The following is an 18,481-nucleotide window of genomic DNA, read 5'->3' as shown; positions in this document are numbered from 1 at the left end:
ATCGTGCTGAGCACACCGCTGGTATTGGCGAGACTGCCTGAGCACGTGTCCAATCAAGGAACCTATGACAAGCCTATGGACACGTACTAAACAGCGCTCACTCGGGCTGCTTGCCTTCTGCCGAACCGGCTCATTCCCGTCGGTTAAATTCAGCTATGAGCGGATGCTGCGCGCCGAGCTGTTCAACGCTGACCAGATGGCCGATCACGGCGTAGCGCTGGCCGGACAACACCAGCTCAGTGCCTTGTCTGCGCAGGATTCTCTGCTGGGCAGGCTGGACGACAACGAAGTTCTGCTCATGCGCAGCTGCACGGCGCTTACAGACGCGCAGCTGTCCAGCCGCCGCATGACGCCTGCGGCCGAATGGTTGCTGGACAACTATTTCCTGATTGAAGACCACATTCGCACCGCGCGAACCCACTTGCCCAAAGGGTACAGCCGAGAACTGCCGCGCCTGATCAATGGCCCCTCAACCGGCCTGCCGAGGGTCTATGACATCGCGCTGGAAACCATTTCACATGGTGACGGGCGCTTCGATGAAATCAGCCTGCGGCGCTTCGTCGTTGCCTATCAAACCGTCATGCCGCTGGCGCTGGGCGAGTTGTGGGCGATCCCGATCATGCTGCGTCTGGCGCTGATCGAAAACCTGCGCCGTGTCGCCTCCCGGGTCATGGCCAACTGGGACGACCGAAACCTGGCCGATGACTGGGCCGAGCGGTTGATCGAGATCTCCGAGCGGGACGTGAAGAGTGTGGTGTTGACCGTCGCCGATATGGCCCATTCCGCCCCTCCCCTGACGGCCGCATTTGTCGCCGAATTCGCCCGCCGTCTTCAAGGACAGAGCGCAGCATTAGCCCTTCCGCTGAACTGGATCGAGCAGATACTTGGTGAAACCGGCTCCAGCACCGAGCGCCAGGTGCAGCTCGACGCGCAGCAACAGTCCGCCGATCAGGTGTCCATCAGCAACAGCATTGCAAGCCTGCGCCTGCTGTCGGCCACCAACTGGCGTGAGTTCGTCGAATCGATGAGCCATGTCGAACACACGCTGAACAATGATCCGGCGTCGGTTTACCGCTCCATGGACTTCGCCACCCGCGACAACTACCGGCACATGGTCGAGCGGCTTGCGCGGCGCAGTCAGCACTCGGAAATTCAGGTGGCGCAGACAGTCGTCCAGCTGTCCGCCGAGCAACGCGGCGCCGGGCCGGGCGTCGAACTCGCCAGCCACATCGGTTTTTACCTGATCGGCGCCGGCATTGGCGCGCTTGAGCAACGCCTTGGTGCCCGCGTGCCGCTGCACGAACGCTGGAAGCGCCTGCTGCAACGCTCACCCTCGACGTTTTATCTCGCACCGGCAGCGTTTCTTACGCTGATATTTGCCCTGCCGCTGTTGGCTTCCGCCGAGCGCGATGGCTTGCCTGACCTGGCATTGCTGGCGTTGGCAGTGCCGTGTTTGATCATGACCAGTCGACTGGGGGTCAGCCTGATCAACTGGCTGGTCACCTTCAGCCTGTTGCCGACCATGCTGCCGAAGATGGACTACGCCACCGGCATTCCTGACGAAGCCCGCACCCTGGTGGCGATTCCGACGCTGATTGATTCGCGCGCCGATATCGAGGAGCTAGTGGAGGGCCTGGAGGTTCGGTTTCTCGCCAACCGGGACAACAATCTGTATTTCGCGCTGCTGACCGACTTCCTTGATGCGCCGGAGCAAGTCATGGCGCAGGACGCCGATTTGCTCGCCCACGCGTCCCAGGCCATCACTGAGCTCAATGGCAAATACGCCGATGGCACGGCAGACCGGTTTTTCTTGCTGCACCGCCCGCGTTGCTGGAACCCCGGTGAACAGGCGTGGATGGGCCACGAACGCAAACGCGGCAAGCTGACCGACCTCAATGCGCTGCTGCGTGGACACGGCGAACAGCGTTTCACGACGATTGTCGGCGACATTCTGGCGCTGCAATCGGTGCGTTACGTGCTGACTTTGGACACCGACACCCTGCTGCCCCGAGACGTCGCACGCCATTGCGTGGCGGCCATGATGCATCCGTTGAATCGTCCAATATTCGATGCCCGCCAGGAAAAGGTCATCGCCGGTTACGCCCTGTTGCAGCCGCAGGTCGGTATCAGCCTGACCAGCACCCCTCGATCGATTTATTCGCGCCTGTTTGGCAGTGGCGGTGGCGTCGATCCCTATACGCGGGCGATCTCGGACATTTATCAGGATCTGTTCCAGCAAGGGTCTTTCATCGGCAAAGGTATTTATGACGTAGACGCCTTTACCTGTGCGCTGGAAGGTTGCCTGCCGGATAACCAGATCCTCAGCCACGACTTGATCGAAGGCTGCTATGCCCGCTCAGGATTGCTGAGCGACGTGCAGCTGTATGAACAATACCCAGCGCGCTACAGCGCTGACGTCAAACGTCGGCATCGCTGGATTCGCGGTGACTGGCAGTTGTTCCCGTGGATGCTGCCGTGGACCCGCAACGCCAGCGGTGAATGGACGCGTAACCGTCTGGACGTCATGGCACGCTGGAAAATTCTGGATAACCTGCGAAGAAGCCTTGAGCCGTTGGCGTTGCTCTTGATGCTCGCATGGGGCTGGCTGGCCAGTAGCGAACCGGTGGCCTGGACACTGGCGGTGGTTGGCCTGCTGGTGATGCAACCGCTGCTTCGGACCCTCACCGATGTGCTGCAACCGCCACTCAATGTGCCTTATCGGCAATACCTGGCGGCGCTGTTGAGCGGGCTGGCGCAAGACCTTGCGCAAGTCGGTGCCACCATTGCCTGGCTGCCGTTTGAGATGTACTACAGCGCAGGTGCCATTTCGCGCTCGCTGTGGCGGATCGGTTTCAGCAGGCGTCTGCTGCTGCAATGGCAGTCGTCGCGGGAAGTCGAGCGCAATTCGGCCAATTCGCTGGTCGGGCTCTACCGGGAGATGTGGATAGGCCCGCTGTTCGGCCTGATGGCATTCGCCGCGTTGTCGGCTGATCCGATCACGCTGGTCATCGCTGCCCCGCTCTGGCTGTCGTGGCTTGCGGGTCCGTGGATCGCCTGGAGGCTCAGCGCAGCCCCCGAGCGCACACAGTTTGAACCGTCGACCGAAGCCCTGCGCTTTCTTCGGGTGCTGAGCCGCCGGACCTGGGCGTTTTTCGACGAGTTCGTCGGCCCGCAGGACAACTGGCTACCACCGGACAACATTCAGGAAGAACCCAAGCGAACCATTGCCCATCGCACCTCCCCCACCAATATGGGCATGGCGTTGCTGGCGCATCTGGCCGCTCACGACTTCGGTTATCTGAGTACCGACCGGATGTTGCGACGGCTGGCGGCATCACTGGACAGCATGAACACCCTGGAACGCCACCAAGAGCATTTTTACAACTGGTATGACACCCAGACGCTCAAGCCGCTGCGGCCTCTTTACATCTCCACCGTGGACAGCGGCAACCTGGCCGGTCTGTTACTCACCTTACGCGCAGGGCTGGTGCAACTGCCCGACGCTGCCCTGCTGAATATTTCAATCGTCAATGGCCTGCGCGATACGCTGGACACGCTGATTGCAACCTCCGGTGGCAACAGCATGTTGAGCGACGTACAGCGACTGCTCGAACAAGCCGCTGACGCACTTGAAACCAACGCATTGCTGGACATGCTGGAGACTGCTCGCGACCTGATACCAGGGGCGCAGCCAGAAACGGCAGGCGAGATTGGCTATTGGCAAAACGCCTTCGCCGCGCAATGCAGCGACTGGATCTCGGCGCTTGAGCGTTATCACCTGCCCGCCCCGCTGGCCGGTCGTGAACCGCCCCGCCAGACCCTGCGGCAACTGGCGCAACTCGATGACGCTGACTGGGCCATCGAATATCACAGCCGCGTGCAAACGGTACGCAGCGCAGCAACGCAATCGATCGCCAGCCTGGACCGTTTGATCGCCCTGTCGGGCGACCTCGCGTGGATGGATTTCTCGCTGCTTTACGACAGCAAACGGGATTTGTTCGTCATCGGCTACAACGCCGAAGAGCGGCGGCTGGACACCGGTTACTACGACTTGCTGGCGTCGGAGGTGCGCCTGACCAATTTCGTGGTCATCGCCCAGGGCCAGATCCCGCAACGAGCCTGGTTTACGCTCGGTCGCCTGTTGGGAGAGTCTGCCGGGGTGCCGACCTTGATGTCCTGGTCGGGCTCGATGTTCGAGTACCTGATGCCGATGTTGGTCATGCCCAACTATGACGGCAGTCTGCTCGACCAGACCTGCAACGCCGCCGTGGCCGTGCAGATCGATCACGGCAAGCGCCTGGGCATTCCGTGGGGCGTGTCGGAATCCGGTTATTACACACTCGACGCCCATTTCAATTATCAGTACCGCGCGTTTGGCGTACAGGCACTGGGACTCAAACGTGGGCTGGGCGAGGACATCGTGGTCGCGCCTTACGCGAGTGCTCTGGCGTTGATGATCGACCCCGACGCTGCCTGCAAGAACTTGCAACGCCTGGCTGCAAAGGGCGCCGCTGGCCGCTACGGGCTTTACGAAGCGCTGGACTACACCGAAGCGCGTCTTCCGCGAGGGCAACGCTTTGCCTTCGTACAGTCGTTCATGGCCCATCACCAGGGCATGAGTTTGCTGGCGCTGACCAGTGTGTTGCTCAACCAACCGATGCAGCGCCGCTTTGAGTCCGACCCGGCGTTGCAATCGGCCTTGTTGCTGCTGCAAGAGCGGGTGCCCAAAACGGCGGTTCCTTACCTGCAAGCCGCGCAGCCACCGGCGCTGGGCGACGCTGGCCAAAGTCAGGACACCGATGTGCGCATATTTGCCAATCCGGGTCACAAACGCCCCGCCGTTCAGTTGCTCTCCAATGGCAATTATCACGTGATGCTGAGCAGCGCGGGCGGCGGCTATAGCCGGCGCAACAACGTTGCCGTGACGCGCTGGCATGAAGACATGACCCAAGACAACTGGGGGACGTTCTGTTATCTGCGGGACCTTGAAACAGGGACGTTCTGGTCAGCGGCCTTTCAGCCCACACAGCGTCAAACCGAAAGCCATGAAACGATCTTCAGCGATGCGCGTGCGGAATACCGTGCCCGGGAACTGGACTTCGACTCGCATATGGAAATCGTCGTTTCCCCCGAAGACAACATCGAGTTGCGCCGCCTGCACATCGTCAATCGCAGCCTGTTTGCCAAAAGCCTGGAGATCACGACTTACGCTGAAGTGGTACTGACTTCGCCAGAAAGTGATGCCATGCACCCCGCGTTCAGCAAGCTATTTGTACAGACCGAGTTGCTGATGCCGCTGCAGGCCATCATCTGCAACCGCCGTCCCCGCGACAGCGATGAGCGCACGCCCTGGATGTGCCATTTACTGGCCGCCCATGGCGTCGACATCGACGCTATTTCCTACGAAACCGACCGCGCCCGTTTCATCGGCCGAGGGCGCAGCCTTCAGTCACCCGCCGCGCTGGACGCTGAGTGCGAGCAGTTGTCGGGAAGCGCTGGCGCGGTGCTTGACCCTATCGTTGCGATCCGCTGCCGGATCACCCTTCAGCCTGGACAGCTGGCGACGATAGATCTGGTCACCGGCGTTGCTGACGACCGCGACGCTTGCGTGTCCCTGATCAATAAATACCGTGATCGACACTTGGCTGATCGAGTCTTCGATTTGTCGTGGACCCACAGCCAGGTCCTGCTGCGCCAGCTAAATGCCTCGCCGCCAGATGCCCGGCTGTTTGAGCAGATGGCCTCGTCATTGATTTTTGCCAATGCAGCGATGCGCGCCAACAGCGCCATGCTGATCGCCAATCGGCGCAACCAGCAGGGTCTCTGGGGCCAGTCTATTTCCGGCGATCTGCCCATCGTGCTGTTGCAAATCAGAAGCCTGGATCATATTGATCTGGTGCAGAAGATGATTCAGGCCCACGCCTATTGGCGCCAGAAGGGCCTGGTGGTGGACCTGCTGATCTGGAACGAAGATCAGGCCGGTTACCGTCAGCAGTTGCAAGACGCGATTATGGGATTGGTGACGTCGGGCAGCGAAGCAACGCTGGTGGATCGTTCGGGCGGGATTTATGTGCGCACGGCGCAGCAGATGTCCACCGAGGACCGGACGCTGATTCTGTCAGTCGCGCGACTGGTGCTCAGTGACGGATTAGGCACTCTCACCGAACAGATACACCGGCGGCGCGTCGCGCCTGTGTACGTTCCTTTCCTGGCTACCCGGCGATATCTGCCGACCCCGACGCTGCCAGCGCCGGTCGCTGCGCCGCTGTTGCTGAGCAACGATTACGGGGGTTTCAGCGAAGACGGCAGCGAGTACGTCATCACCGCCAGCACCGATAAAACCACGCCCGCCCCTTGGGTCAATGTCATCGCCAACGCCCAAATGGGCAGCGTCGTGTCCAACACCGGGAGTGCGTACACCTGGGCGGAGAACGCCCATGAGTTCCGGCTCACGCCGTGGCACAACGACCCGGTTATCGACCCCAGCGGCGAGGTGATTTACCTGCGTGATGAGGAAACCGGTCAGTTCTGGTCGGCCACCCCCAAGCCCTGCCCGGGGCCCGGCCGTTACCGGACCCGCCATGGGTTTGGCTATAGCGTGTTCGAGTATGAGGGCGACGGCATCAACACCGAGTTGTGGGTTTATGTCGCCGTGGACGCGCCGATCAAGTTTTCGCGGTTGGTGGTACACAACACCTCCGACCGCAGCCGAAAATTGACCGTGACCGGTTATGTGGAATGGGTGCTGGGGGACCTGCGCAGCAAGTCGGCCATGCACGTCGTGACGCAGTCCGATCCGGTCAGCGGCGCGTTTTTCGCCAGAAATGCTTACTCGGTCGAGTTCAGCGAGCGCGTGGCGTTCTTCGACACCGATGGCATCGATCACAGCATCACGGGGGATCGCACCGAGTTCATCGGCCGCGGCGGTAGCCTTGAGTCCCCGGCAGCCATGCATCATGCCGGGTTGTCCGGGCGCACTGGCGGTGGCCTGGACCCGTGCGCGGTTATTCAGCGCAAGGTGACGCTGGAAGACGGCGAAAGCACCGAAGTGATTCTGCGCATGGGCGCAGAGACGAGTTCTCAGGCGGCGACGCAACTGGTGCAGCGCTTCCGGGGCGTGCAGGAAGCAGCTGTGCAGCTGCAAAAAGTCCGGGAACACTGGCGGTCCCTGCTCTCGGTCATACAGGTCAAGACTCCGGCTCCGGAACTGGATGTCATGGTCAACGGCTGGCTGATGTATCAGGTGATCGCCTGCCGTTTTCTGGCCCGCAGTGGTTATTACCAATCGGGCGGTGCCATAGGGTTCAGAGACCAGTTGCAAGACAGCATGGCGATGATTCATGCCGACCCGGCAACGGTACGCCGCCACTTGTTGCTGTGCGCCAACCACCAATATCAGCAAGGTGATGTGCAGCATTGGTGGCACCCGCCGCTGAACCGCGGCGTGCGCACGGCGTGTTCGGATGACTTCCTGTGGCTGGTTGCCGCGACCAGCCGCTACGTGGAGATCACCGACGATCTGTCCGTGCTGGACGAGCCCGCCGGGTATCTGGAGGGGCGAGTGTTAAACCCCGGCGAAGAGTCCTATTACGACCTGCCGGGAGTTTCGAACGTGCGCGAGCCGCTGTATCGGCATTGCGTGCGGGCCATCGAACACAGTCTGCGCCGGGGCGAGCACGGGCTGCCGCTGATGGGTAGCGGCGACTGGAACGATGGCATGAACCGTGTCGGCTACCTGGGCCGTGGCGAAAGCGTCTGGCTGGGGTTCTTCGGCTGTGATGTGCTTGAGCGCTTCGCTCTTGTGGCTACAAGGCACGGCGATCAGGATTTCGCGCAGCGCTGCAACGACAATGCCGCTCTGCTGAGCGCCAGCCTTGAAGCGTCCGCGTGGGATGGGGGCTGGTATCGTCGCGGCTGGTTTGACGATGGGCAGCCGCTCGGCTCGGCGATCAACGATGAATGCCGCATCGACTCCATCGCCCAGAGCTGGTCGGTGCTCTCCGGGGTCGGCTCGGCAAAGCGTCAACACCAGGCCATGCAGGCGCTGGACCAGCACCTGGTCAAACCTGAGATCCGGGCCGTTCTGCTGCTCGATCCTCCGTTCGACAAAGGCAAACAGGACCCCGGCTATATCAAGGGTTATGTGCCCGGCGTACGGGAAAATGGCGGACAGTACACGCACGCGGCTGTCTGGGCAGCGATGGCGTTCGCGCAATTGGGCGATACCGCCAAGGCCTGGGAGTTGCTGCACCTGATCAACCCCGCCGACCCGCAAAATAACGTGAGGATAGACACGTATAAAGTCGAGCCCTACGTGATGGCCGCCGACGTCTACGGCACAGCACCCCATGCCGGACGCGGCGGCTGGACGTGGTACACAGGCTCGGCCGGATGGATGTATCGCCTGGCCGTCGAGTCATTGCTGGGCCTGCGGCGCAAAGGTGATGTGCTGAGCATCGAGCCGTTGATCCCTGAAGGCTGGCCTGGCTTCACCCTGAGTTATCGATTCGGCGCGACGCAGTACCATTTCGACGTCCGCCAAGGCGTCACGATGGACACCGCGGTGACACTCGACGGCAAACCCATCGAAGGCGGCGCGTTGACGCTGATTGATGACGGTTTCGAGCGCCGGGTCAGCGTCGAATGTCGTGCAGCCGCAAGAGGGCCGCAGGGGCTTGAATATGCGAGAGCAGTCGATGACTAGACATCTATCCCTGCCTTTGAACGCACCCTGATCGGCAACGTAGCCGGCAACGAAGTGTTGGTCGGCATCGCGCTGTTCGCGGGGGTGAAAGCACATCCAGCCGCCCAGTGGTTCAGAGTGCAGGCATCGCCATCACTTGATCGACCAGCAATTATGCCGCTGGCTGCTATGGTCTATGAACCGCTTGCGGCCATGAGGAGAACTTGGCCTGTATCCCCTCCCTGTGCCGAGTACTCGAACGGCACGACAAATGGACAGCCCTATGTTGCGAAGCCTGCAAGACCTTGAGGATTACACCATCGGCGCCGTTGACGGTGATGTCGGTGAGCTCAAAGACCTCTACTTCGATGACGCCGCGTGGGTCATTCGTTACCTCCTGGTTGAGACCGGCTCCTGGCTTTCCAGCCGCAAAGTGCTGATCTCCCCGCTTTCCATTCAACAGCCAGAATGGGGATCGCATAATTTGCCGGTGAGCATTAACAAACAGCACATCGAAAACAGCCCCCACATCGATACCGACCAACCCATATACCGGCATCACGAGATACAGCACCTCAGTTACTACGGCTATTCCAGCTACTGGAGTGAGCCGGAAGGATTGCCGCAACAGGGCGCCGACGACGAGCGTCAGGCGCTCCAGGAGCAGACAAAACAAACCCCGTTGCCCCCGCAAGACAACGATCTACGCTTGCGCAGTTGCAAGGCAATCATGGGCTACCACATCAAAGCCCTGGACGGCGAGATTGGGCACGTTGAGAGCGTGCTGATCAATGAAGACACGTGGGCGGTTCAATATCTGGTGGTCAACACCAGCAACTGGTGGCTGGGACACTGCGTGTTGATTGCGCCTGAGTGGATCGACGAGGTGTCGTGGCACGACAAAACCATTTCGCTGGACCTCGAACGCGCGGCGGTCAGGGCCTCTCCTGCTTATGAACCTTCGGAGCAGTTGAGCCGTGACGGAGAGCAGAGCCTATATGACCACTATGAGCGGGTCGGCTATTGGCACCGTGACGAAACCATCGCGCCTAATAAATCACGCCGGTAATCAGCTCGAAAGCCACTGGTTTCAGAAAGCGTCAGACCGATATTCGCCTCGGAGATATCTGAGGCTTTTGGTCAGATATTTTTCATCGAACAGACCGAGAGCTTGCTCGGTATATATGGATATGCGTATATACGACTACTCATATCTAACGGTCACTTCATGTTCAGTCCTCCCGAAGTCTTCAAATGCCTGTCTGACGAGACTCGCGCCCGCGCCACTCTGCTGATTGCAAGCCACGGCGAGCTGTGTGTTTGCGAGCTGATGTGAGCAATGGACGACAGCCAGCCGAAAATAAGCCGGCATCTGGCACAGCTACGCGGCAGCGGGCTGTTGCTGGATCGACGCCAGGGGCAATGGGTTTACTACCGACTCAATCCGACGTTGCCAGCCTGGGTTCATGAGGTTTTGCAGGTGACGTTGCGCGAAAACGCTGAATGGCTTCAGGAAAACTCTTCCCGACTGCAAGAAATGGACGGACGCCCGATTCGCGAAACCGCCTGTTGCTGAATTCGTCGGGCACAGCGCTGCGTGCTGGCTGCAGTTTCCGTTACTGCATTCCCCTCAGGAGCTATTAATGCGAGTTCTGTTCATGTGTACGGCCAACAGTTGCCGAAGCATTTTGTCCGAAGCGTTGTTCAATCATCTGGCACCGGAAGGCTTCCAGGCGGTGAGCTCCGGAAGTTTCCCCAAAGGAACGGTACTGCCCCGCAGTCTGACCACACTGGAGCGCGCCGGTATTTCAGTCATTGGGCTCAATAGCAAAGGCAATGACGCATTCGAAGATTGCCCGCCAGATATCGTCATCACTGTCTGTGACAAAGCCGCAGGGGAATCCTGTCCGGTCTACTTCGGCCCGGCAGTAAAGTCCCATTGGGGCCTGGAAGATCCCTCCGAAATTGACGGCGACGAAGCTCACGTAGAGGCAGCTTTCAGTGCAACACTGGAGCGTATCAAGCGACGCTGCCTGGCCTTCTTTAACCTCCCGTTTAATACCCTGAGCCGCGATGAACTCAAGCGCGAGCTTGATCGCATCGGCGCTCTTTAAACAGGTCCAGACATGACAAACCCACTGCCAAACCTTGATGCCGGATTGTTCGATTCCGCACCGACTACAACTGGCGCCAGCGACCACAAGCCGCGGATTTTATTGCTCTACGGATCAACCCGACCTCGCTCGTTTAGCCGCTTGGCCGTTGAGGAAGCCGCCCGTTTGCTGGAGTACTTTGGCGCTGAAACGCGGATTTTCAATCCAACTGGTCTGCCTCTGCCCGACGATGCCCCCGTTGAGCACCCAAAAGTGCAGGAACTCAGGGCTTTGATGCAATGGTCGGAGGGCCAGGTATGGTGTTCTCCTGAACGTCATGGCGCGATGTCGGGTGTCTTCAAAGCGCAAATCGACTGGATACCACTGGCGCTTGGGGCGGTTCGTCCTACTCAGGGCAAAACTCTTGCGGTGATGCAAGTCTGCGGGGGGTCGCAGTCGTTCAACGTCGTCAACCAGCTCCGTATCCTGGGCCGTTGGATGCGCATGTTCACCATCCCGAACCAATCGTCCGTGCCGAAGGCCTACATGGAGTTCGACGATAATGACCGAATGAAACCCTCCCCCTATTACGACCGTATCGTCGATGTAATGGAGGAGTTAGTGAAGTTCACGGTGCTGCTGCGCGACCACAAGGATCAACTGGTAGACCGTTACTCCGAACGCAAAGAAAGCGCTGAGCAACTCACTGCCCGCGTTAATCAGCGGGCCATTTGAGACTGCCACAGGCGGATGACACAACAATCGTAGGTGCCGAGGATGCCTCGCGATGTCCCGACGCTCTGCCCGTCAGTCACTCATTGATCTAGATCAGACCGCCCACTGCGCACCCTTCCATTCTCCGGATCTGCAAAGCGGGTTGCAGTGGGTGATGCAGCTGTCGCCTTCGACCCATTTTGTCAGCCTTAGCACTGCCATCTTGTTCCGCAACGCCGGGCTCAGTCTGGTGTGGCCGGATTTGCTGGCACTGACCGCGATAGGTTCGGTTTTCTTCGGCGTCACGTTGTTGAGATTCCGCTCCAGTTTGTCTTCCTGATAATGGCCGTCATCTGTTATCCGCGCGCTCGCGCATCCTCAGCGAAGCCCGTTCTAGACGCTCTCGCGCCCGGCAAATGTCGAGGCATCTGCGCTGTTAATGATCTTTGTCAATGTCAGGGGATAAAAGTCGAGCACCATCGGGCCCTGTGAATGCACGAACGTTTGCCCGCGCGCAGGCGACGGCGCTCAAGTCACTGTTGCTGCATTGGACAGCCACTTTTTTGCCAGCCGTTAATTGCTTTCTTCCTGACGCAGTCAGATCGGTCGCTATCGATCGACGTCTACGCCATTCCCCTCATCAAGAGCAGGATTTCATGGCACTTCATAAAACCGTAGAGATTCAAGATCAAGCCATCGAAGACGTTTACTCGAGCGGCTCCTCCCAGCACACGCTGCCCAAGTACCGGCTTCCTGACCAGTCAATCACGCCGTCATCCGCCTATAACCTGGTGCGCGACGAGTTGCTGCTCGATGGCAACTCCCGACAAAACCTGGCGACGTTCTGCACCACATGGGTCGAGCCGGAAGTGAAGCAGTTGATGGCCGATGCCCTCGACAAAAACATGATCGACAAGGACGAGTACCCGCAAACGGCGGAGACCGAAAACCGCTGTGTACACATCATTGCGGACCTGTGGCACGCGCCTAAGTCTTGGCAAACGGTGGGCTGTTCGACTACCGGGTCCAGCGAGGCCGCGATGCTCGGCGGTCTGGCCCTGAAATGGAGCTGGAAGAAACGCAGGGAAGCGGCTGGTCTGCCCGCCGACAAACCCAATTTTGTGTGCGGCCCGGTGCAGATTTGCTGGAAGAAGTTTGCCCGGTACTTTGATGTGGAAATCCGCGAGGTGCCGCTGCGTGGCAACGCCCTGGGACTGCTGCCGGCCGACCTGCGAGAATATTGCGACGAGAACACCATCGGGGTCGTAGCCACCCTGGGCGTGACTTTCACCGGCATCTATGAACCCGTTGCTGCCCTCGCTGCAGAGTTGGACGCGATGCAACGCGACCTCGACCTGGATATCCCGATCCATGTTGACGCCGCCAGCGGTGGCTTTATTGCACCCTTTATCCAGCAAGATCTTGAATGGGATTTCGTGATCGAACGCGTCAAATCCATCAACGCTTCAGGCCACAAATATGGCTTGGCGCCGCTGGGCGTGGGCTGGGTAATCTGGCGCTCCACTGATGACTTGCCAGAAGAGCTGATCTTTTACGTGGATTACCTGGGCGGCAATATGGCGACCTTCGCGCTGAATTTCAGCCGACCAGGCGGTGAAATCATTGCGCAGTACTACAACTTCCTGCGGCTTGGACGCGACGGTTATACGCGCATTCAGCAGGCCTGTTCCGACACGGCGCAGTGGCTGGCGGCAGAAATCCTGAAGTTCCCCTCACTGGAACTGGTGTACGACGGGAAGGACGGTTTGCCAGCAGTTTGCTACAAGCTCAAGGACGGCATTGACCATGGTTTTACCCTGTATGACCTGTCAGAGCGTGTACGCATGCGTGGCTGGCAGATCGCCTCGTATCCCCTGCCGTCTGACCGCCAAAACATCGTGGTGCAGCGGGTTTTGGTACGGCACGGCGTAAGTCGCGACCTGGTCGCACTGCTGCTGGATGACCTGCGCAAAGCCCTGGCTTACCTGCAAAAGAACCGTGTCGAGCACTCTGATGCGGGGCCAAGCTTCAGTCATGGCGCTATCGCGGCTCCAGTCATCCCGGCCGACACTCCGAACGTCGCCTGAGCGCACACCTCACTCACCGGGTCTTGAGGCCCGGTGCCTTAGCGTTAACAGCCGGGTGCGAATCGACGTGACTGCTTTCTTTACCTTCCTGCAACACAATCCCTACATTCTTCTGTTCCTGGTCGTTGGCCTGTCCGTCTGGGTAGGCCGGGGCACGATCAAGGGCTATGGGCTAGGCGCGGTCGCTGGGGCGATTGTCATCGGCTGCGCCATCGCCACCTGGGCGTCGTACTACGGCGTGCATTTCGAGCTGGATAACTTCACCAAGAGCCTGTTTTATTACTTGTTCATGTACGGGGTCGGCCTGCGCGTAGGGCCTTCGTTTATCAACAGCTTGAAGGGTGATGGCCTGAAGTTCACGTTCCTGGCCATTCTCTCGTCGTTTCTGGGGCTCGGCATCGTAGTGCTCGGCGTTCGGCTGCTGGCCCTTCCCGTGGGCGCTGCGGGCGGGATTCTCGCCGGTTCACAAACCATGTCTGCCGCCATTGGCTCGGCCGAACAGGCGATCACCTCGGGCGTAGTACCCCTACCGCCCGGCACAACGGCGGCGGCCGCGACAGCAATGATCGCGTTGTCCTATGGCATCACTTATATCTGGGGAACGGTCGGCATCATCCTGATCTGCAAATACCTGCCGCGCTGGTGGCGCGTCGATGCGCGCAAGGCGGCCAAAGATTATGAGATCGAGCACGGCGTGCCCAATGTCGACGATGCAGGGCTAAGCGGTTATCGGCCCTTCGATCTGCGCGCGTACCGATTGGAGAACAAGGAGTTGGCGGGCCAAAGCATCGCGCAATTTCGCGAGCGGTTCGCGCTCTACCAGATCGAGAATGTGGAGCGGGCTGATCAGTTGTTTGGCGCTGATCCAACGTTGGTGCTGCAACTGGGGGACGTGATTGCCCTTGGCGGCAGCCTTGACGCACTGACCGATCACATGGGTCTTATCGGCCCTGAAGTACCAGACGCCCGGGCGCTGAATATACCTCTGGATGAGGCCGTCATTCTGGTCACTCACCACGACGCCATAGGCAAGGCGCTCAAGGATTTCAGCCAGTCGCCGATTGCGGGACAAGTGCAGTTGGTGGGCATTGAGCGTGGCGGCGCGCCAATCCCCGTTGGCCTGGAAACACGCTTGCAGCGACTGGATGTCATGCACCTGATCGGTCTGCGCAGCGCCATCGACAAAGCCACCGCGCTGCTGGGCAAAGTGGCTCGGCCAAGCACCGCGACGGATCTGCTGACGCTGTCACTCGGCATGATACTTGGTCTGTTGATCGGCCTGATTCAAGTGCCGGCATTCGGTGCAGCGGTTGGCCTGGGCAACGCTGGCGGATTATTGGTCTCGGGGATTATCGTTTCGTCGCTGGTGTCGCGCGTTCGATTCTTCGGCAACACACCGAACGCTGCGCGCAACATCCTCGAAGACATGGGACTGATTTTCTTCGTCGCGATCGTCGGCGTGAATGCAGGGGCGAATCTTGTGTCGCAGATCAGCGCAATCATCGCGCTAAAGATCTTCGTACTGGGCTTCGTCGCCTGCACCATTCCGCCGTTTATCGTCTGGGCGGTAGGTTTTCATATCTTCAAAATCAACCCGGCGATCCTTATGGGCGGCGTGGCTGGCGCTCGCAGCCATTCCGGACCAGCACGTGAAGCCGCGAAAGAAATCGACAGCACCGTGCCGTGGATTGGCTTCCCCGTGGCGTATGCCGTGTCCGGCATTCTGCTGACGGTCTTCGGATACTTCGCGATGATTTTGGTTTAGCAGTAATAGAAAGGGCTGGCGATGCGTGAGCAGTATCGCCAGATGGGCTGGCAACCGCGTGGGGATTTGAATGGCACGCAAAACGCCTTCGCTGCGTGGATCAGCGCTGAGCACTACAACGGACGGAAGAACCGTAGCGTTCAGAATGAAATCGCCTCGCTCCAATCAAAAATCGACCAAAAAAAAGCCCCGATCCGCAGATCAGGGCTATTTCTTTGGTACAAAGCGGCGGTGCAAACCCGCTTTGCCAAACCTCACAACCTATTGGTTTATGAAGGCTTTCAATTATGGCGGAGAGATAGGGATTTGAACCCTAGGTACTGTCGCCAGTACAACGGATTTCGAATCCGTCCCGTTCGGCCACTCCGGCATCTCTCCAACGGCGCGCATCATAACAGCTCAGTTGCAGAACGCGAACCCCTTTTTGAGGATTTTTCGCGTGCTATCAGATGCTTGCGTCACCTTCCAGGCTTTAGAGCGGCACGCCGAGACGCTGGGCGACTTCTTCGTATGCTTCGATGACATCACCGAGACCCTGACGGAAGCGGTCCTTGTCCATTTTCTTCTTGGTGTCCTTGTCCCACAGGCGGCAGCCGTCCGGGCTGAACTCATCGCCCAGCACGATGGAGCCGTCGCTGAACACGCCGAACTCAAGCTTGAAGTCGACCAGCAGCAGGCCAGCGTCGTCGAACAGCTTGGTCAGTACTTCATTGACCTTCAGCGACAGTTCTTTCATGCGAACGAGCTGTTCAGCGGTGCCCCAACCAAACGCCACAACGTGGGATTCGTTGATGAACGGGTCGCCTTTGGCGTCATCTTTCAGGAACAGTTCGAAGGTGTACGGATCAAGCTTTTGACCCTCTTCGATGCCCAGACGCTTGACCAGGCTGCCTGCGGCGTAGTTACGCACAACGCATTCGACCGGGATCATGTCGAGCTTTTTGACCAGCACTTCGTTGTCGGCCAGCAGTTTGTCGAACTGGGTCGGAATGCCAGCAGCTTCGAGCTTCTGCATGATGAAGGCGTTGAACTTGTTGTTCACCATGCCTTTGCGATCAAGCTGTTCGATGCGCTTGCCGTCGAATGCCGACGTGTCATTGCGAAACAGCAGGATCAAGCGGTCAGCGTCGTCAGTGGTGTAAACCGACTTGGCTTTGCCGCGGTAGAGTTCTTCACGTTTTTCCATGATGGGCTCCGCTTGCAAAATAGTTGGGCCAGGCGCCCGTTAATGGTTGGGCAAGGCGCCCCGTTTGGGACGTCAGGCGATTTCACGCCAGTCGAGCCCTGAATCTTGATCGGCCAATTGTAGCCAGTCCGGATCGCACCCGAGGGTGTCGACGAAACATTGCCGGGCCAGATGCGGCAGATTGTTTTTGCTGCTCAGATGCGCCAGCACCAGGTGCTGTAAATCCTGCCATCCCAACTCGCTCACCAGGTTTGCGGCCTGATGATTGTTCAAATGCCCTCTTTCGCCACCGACCCGCTGCTTGAGGAAGTACGGGTAATGACCGCGGGCGAGCATGTCACGGCAGTGGTTTGACTCGATCATCAGTGCATCGAGGCCGGTGTAACTTTGCAGCACTGACGGGCACCAGGAGCCGAGGTCGGTTAAAAGACCGAATCGGCGTTGCCCGTTGTTGAACACAAACTGCGTAGGCTCCAGCGCATCGTGGGCAACGGTGACCACATCGATGCTCAACGCTCCGATCTGTAGCGCTTGGCCGCCTGCCAGAACACCGGCAACGTCAACAGGCTTGCGCAGTCCGCGAAACGTGCCGTCGCTCAGATACACCGGCACATCGTAGCGCCGAGCCAGCAAACCCACGCCATGCACGTGATCGGCATGTTCGTGGGTCACCAGGATGGCACTCAGCTGCTTGCCGCTGACACCCAACCGGTCCAGCCGACGTTCGGTTTCTCTCAGAGAAAAACCGCAATCGACCAGAACGTACGTGTCGTTGCTTGCGATCAGCGTGCCATTGCCACGACTGCCGCTGCCCAGAACCGCGAAGCGCACTTAACCGAGGTTGTCTTGAATCACACCCAGCACGCGACGGGCGATTTCAGACGGCGCGACGGTGTTGATGTTCTTCTCGACCGTCACCTGCACGTTGTCACCCACTTTGCTCAGGCGGACCTGATAGCGGTCGGCACGGGCTTCTTTCTGTTCCGTGGTTTCTTCGCTGCTGAACATGCGCGCGAAGAAGCCAGGTTTGTTTTCAGGCTTGTCGGCCTTTTCAGCCAGGTTGATGTAGTAAAGACCCAGGCTTCGGTTGATGTCTTCAACGCGCCAATCGCCCTGCCCCAACGCGCGGCCCACACTGGACCATGCGCGATCAAGGTCGGCACCCAGGTTGAGAACCGGGTTACCACTACCATCTTCGCTCAGCGAAACGCGGCTTGGGGTGTCGTAATCCTGTGCAGCCAACAGGGAGATCGAACCGCCCTTCTCGGCGTTGCGGCTCAGGCTCGCCAGCATGTCATCGGTCAAAACCGAATCCAGGCCAACGTTGGTGCTGTTGGTTGGAAACTCGGCCTCTGACGTGCTGCCTGCCGGGCGCTGAACGCTGACCACGTAGATCTCGCTAGTGTTGCGCTGAACACCCGGCTCGATGCGTACGCGCACTTTGGTTTCGGTGTCGGCAGCCGAGCCACCGGTGCTCATGCGTTTGGCGACCGCTGCGGACAATTCGTCCATGCGCTGCCAGCTGGTGTTGAACTCGCCTGTGGCAGGACGATCTTCGGCAATGCGGAAACCGTTGTCTTCAAAGTACTGGTGCGCCACTGGCCAGACTTCGGCCGGGGAACGCTGAGCCAGAATCCAGCGGTTATCGCCAGCTTTCTGCAGGCTGAAATCGCTGGCTTCCTGAGTGGTGGCCAACGGCTGCGGACGCGGCACGTTGAATTCACCGCCCTTCTGAGCGTCGTCAGACACGTTGCGCGGGATCGGCAACAGCGGGTCAAGACGCTTGGTCTCGGCAACGCCGGCAGGCAGCTGCATCGGTGGCTTCTGAGTTGCTTCCAGGTAATCGCTGCTGCGATCACGGAAATAACCATCCTGGCCAAACAACCAGCTGCAACCGCTGGTGCTGGTGATAATCAGGGCTAGTGCGGAAAGTCCGGCCAGTCGCTTCATTGC

At 59.3% G+C, this 18,481-nt stretch carries 9 protein-coding genes, 1 tRNA gene and 3 pseudogenes; 9 read left to right on the top strand and 4 right to left on the bottom strand.

What is annotated here, in order from left to right; translation table 11 throughout:
- The first annotated feature begins 64 nt into the window (after nucleotides 1–64).
- The 9 genes and pseudogenes from ACWKV9_RS20130 (at nucleotide 65) to ACWKV9_RS20090 (ending at nucleotide 15,342) form a co-directional block, all read left to right on the top strand.
- Complete coding sequence (locus ACWKV9_RS20130; protein ID WP_483837882.1) at nucleotides 65–8,704, top strand: glycoside hydrolase family 94 protein; 8,640 nt, start codon at nucleotides 65–67, stop codon at nucleotides 8,702–8,704.
- A gap of 36 nt (nucleotides 8,705–8,740) precedes the next feature.
- A pseudogene (locus tag ACWKV9_RS20125) lies at nucleotides 8,741–8,891 on the top strand (Crp/Fnr family transcriptional regulator); the annotation flags it as partial.
- A 75-nt stretch (nucleotides 8,892–8,966) separates the two neighbouring features.
- On the top strand, nucleotides 8,967–9,752 hold the full coding sequence (locus ACWKV9_RS20120; protein ID WP_483837881.1) for a PRC-barrel domain-containing protein: 786 nt from the start codon (nucleotides 8,967–8,969) through the stop codon (nucleotides 9,750–9,752).
- A 159-nt stretch (nucleotides 9,753–9,911) separates the two neighbouring features.
- Nucleotides 9,912–10,259, top strand: a pseudogene (locus ACWKV9_RS20115) (metalloregulator ArsR/SmtB family transcription factor).
- A gap of 67 nt (nucleotides 10,260–10,326) precedes the next feature.
- On the top strand, nucleotides 10,327–10,797 hold the full coding sequence (locus tag ACWKV9_RS20110) for an arsenate reductase ArsC (protein WP_483837880.1): 471 nt from the start codon (nucleotides 10,327–10,329) through the stop codon (nucleotides 10,795–10,797).
- 12 nt (nucleotides 10,798–10,809) lie between these two features.
- The gene (arsH, locus tag ACWKV9_RS20105; RefSeq protein ID WP_483837879.1) at nucleotides 10,810–11,511 is read left to right on the top strand and encodes an arsenical resistance protein ArsH; all 702 of its coding nucleotides are present in this window, start codon (nucleotides 10,810–10,812) and stop codon (nucleotides 11,509–11,511) included.
- A gap of 142 nt (nucleotides 11,512–11,653) precedes the next feature.
- Nucleotides 11,654–11,830 (top strand): annotated as a pseudogene (locus ACWKV9_RS20100) (ABC transporter permease); the annotation flags it as partial.
- Between the two features lie 316 nt (nucleotides 11,831–12,146).
- Nucleotides 12,147–13,577: a glutamate decarboxylase gene (gad, locus tag ACWKV9_RS20095; RefSeq protein ID WP_483837878.1), complete on the top strand. Its 1,431-nt coding sequence runs from the start codon at nucleotides 12,147–12,149 to the stop codon at nucleotides 13,575–13,577.
- Between the two features lie 67 nt (nucleotides 13,578–13,644).
- Entirely contained in the window at nucleotides 13,645–15,342 is a 1,698-nt protein-coding gene (locus tag ACWKV9_RS20090) for an aspartate:alanine exchanger family transporter (protein ID WP_483837877.1), read from the top strand.
- A gap of 288 nt (nucleotides 15,343–15,630) precedes the next feature.
- Here the strand turns inward: ACWKV9_RS20090 and ACWKV9_RS20085 are convergent.
- The 4 genes from ACWKV9_RS20085 to ACWKV9_RS20070 form a co-directional block, all read right to left on the bottom strand.
- Nucleotides 15,631–15,720: transfer RNA gene (locus ACWKV9_RS20085), tRNA-Ser, on the bottom strand.
- Between the two features lie 94 nt (nucleotides 15,721–15,814).
- Entirely contained in the window at nucleotides 15,815–16,528 is a 714-nt protein-coding gene (gene purC, locus ACWKV9_RS20080; RefSeq protein WP_483837876.1) for a phosphoribosylaminoimidazolesuccinocarboxamide synthase, read from the bottom strand.
- A 72-nt stretch (nucleotides 16,529–16,600) separates the two neighbouring features.
- Nucleotides 16,601–17,359, bottom strand: a complete 759-nt coding sequence (locus ACWKV9_RS20075) for an MBL fold metallo-hydrolase (protein WP_483837875.1) — start codon at nucleotides 17,357–17,359, stop codon at nucleotides 16,601–16,603.
- On the bottom strand, nucleotides 17,360–18,478 hold the full coding sequence (locus ACWKV9_RS20070) for an NlpB/DapX family lipoprotein (RefSeq protein ID WP_483837874.1): 1,119 nt from the start codon (nucleotides 18,476–18,478) through the stop codon (nucleotides 17,360–17,362). It lies immediately after the preceding gene.
- Between the last annotated feature and the right edge of the window lie 3 nt (nucleotides 18,479–18,481).

Source organism: Pseudomonas corni (assembly GCF_057128765.1).
The sequence above is the reverse complement of the archived record's forward strand: the minus strand, read 5'-3'. Positions and strand labels throughout refer to the sequence as shown.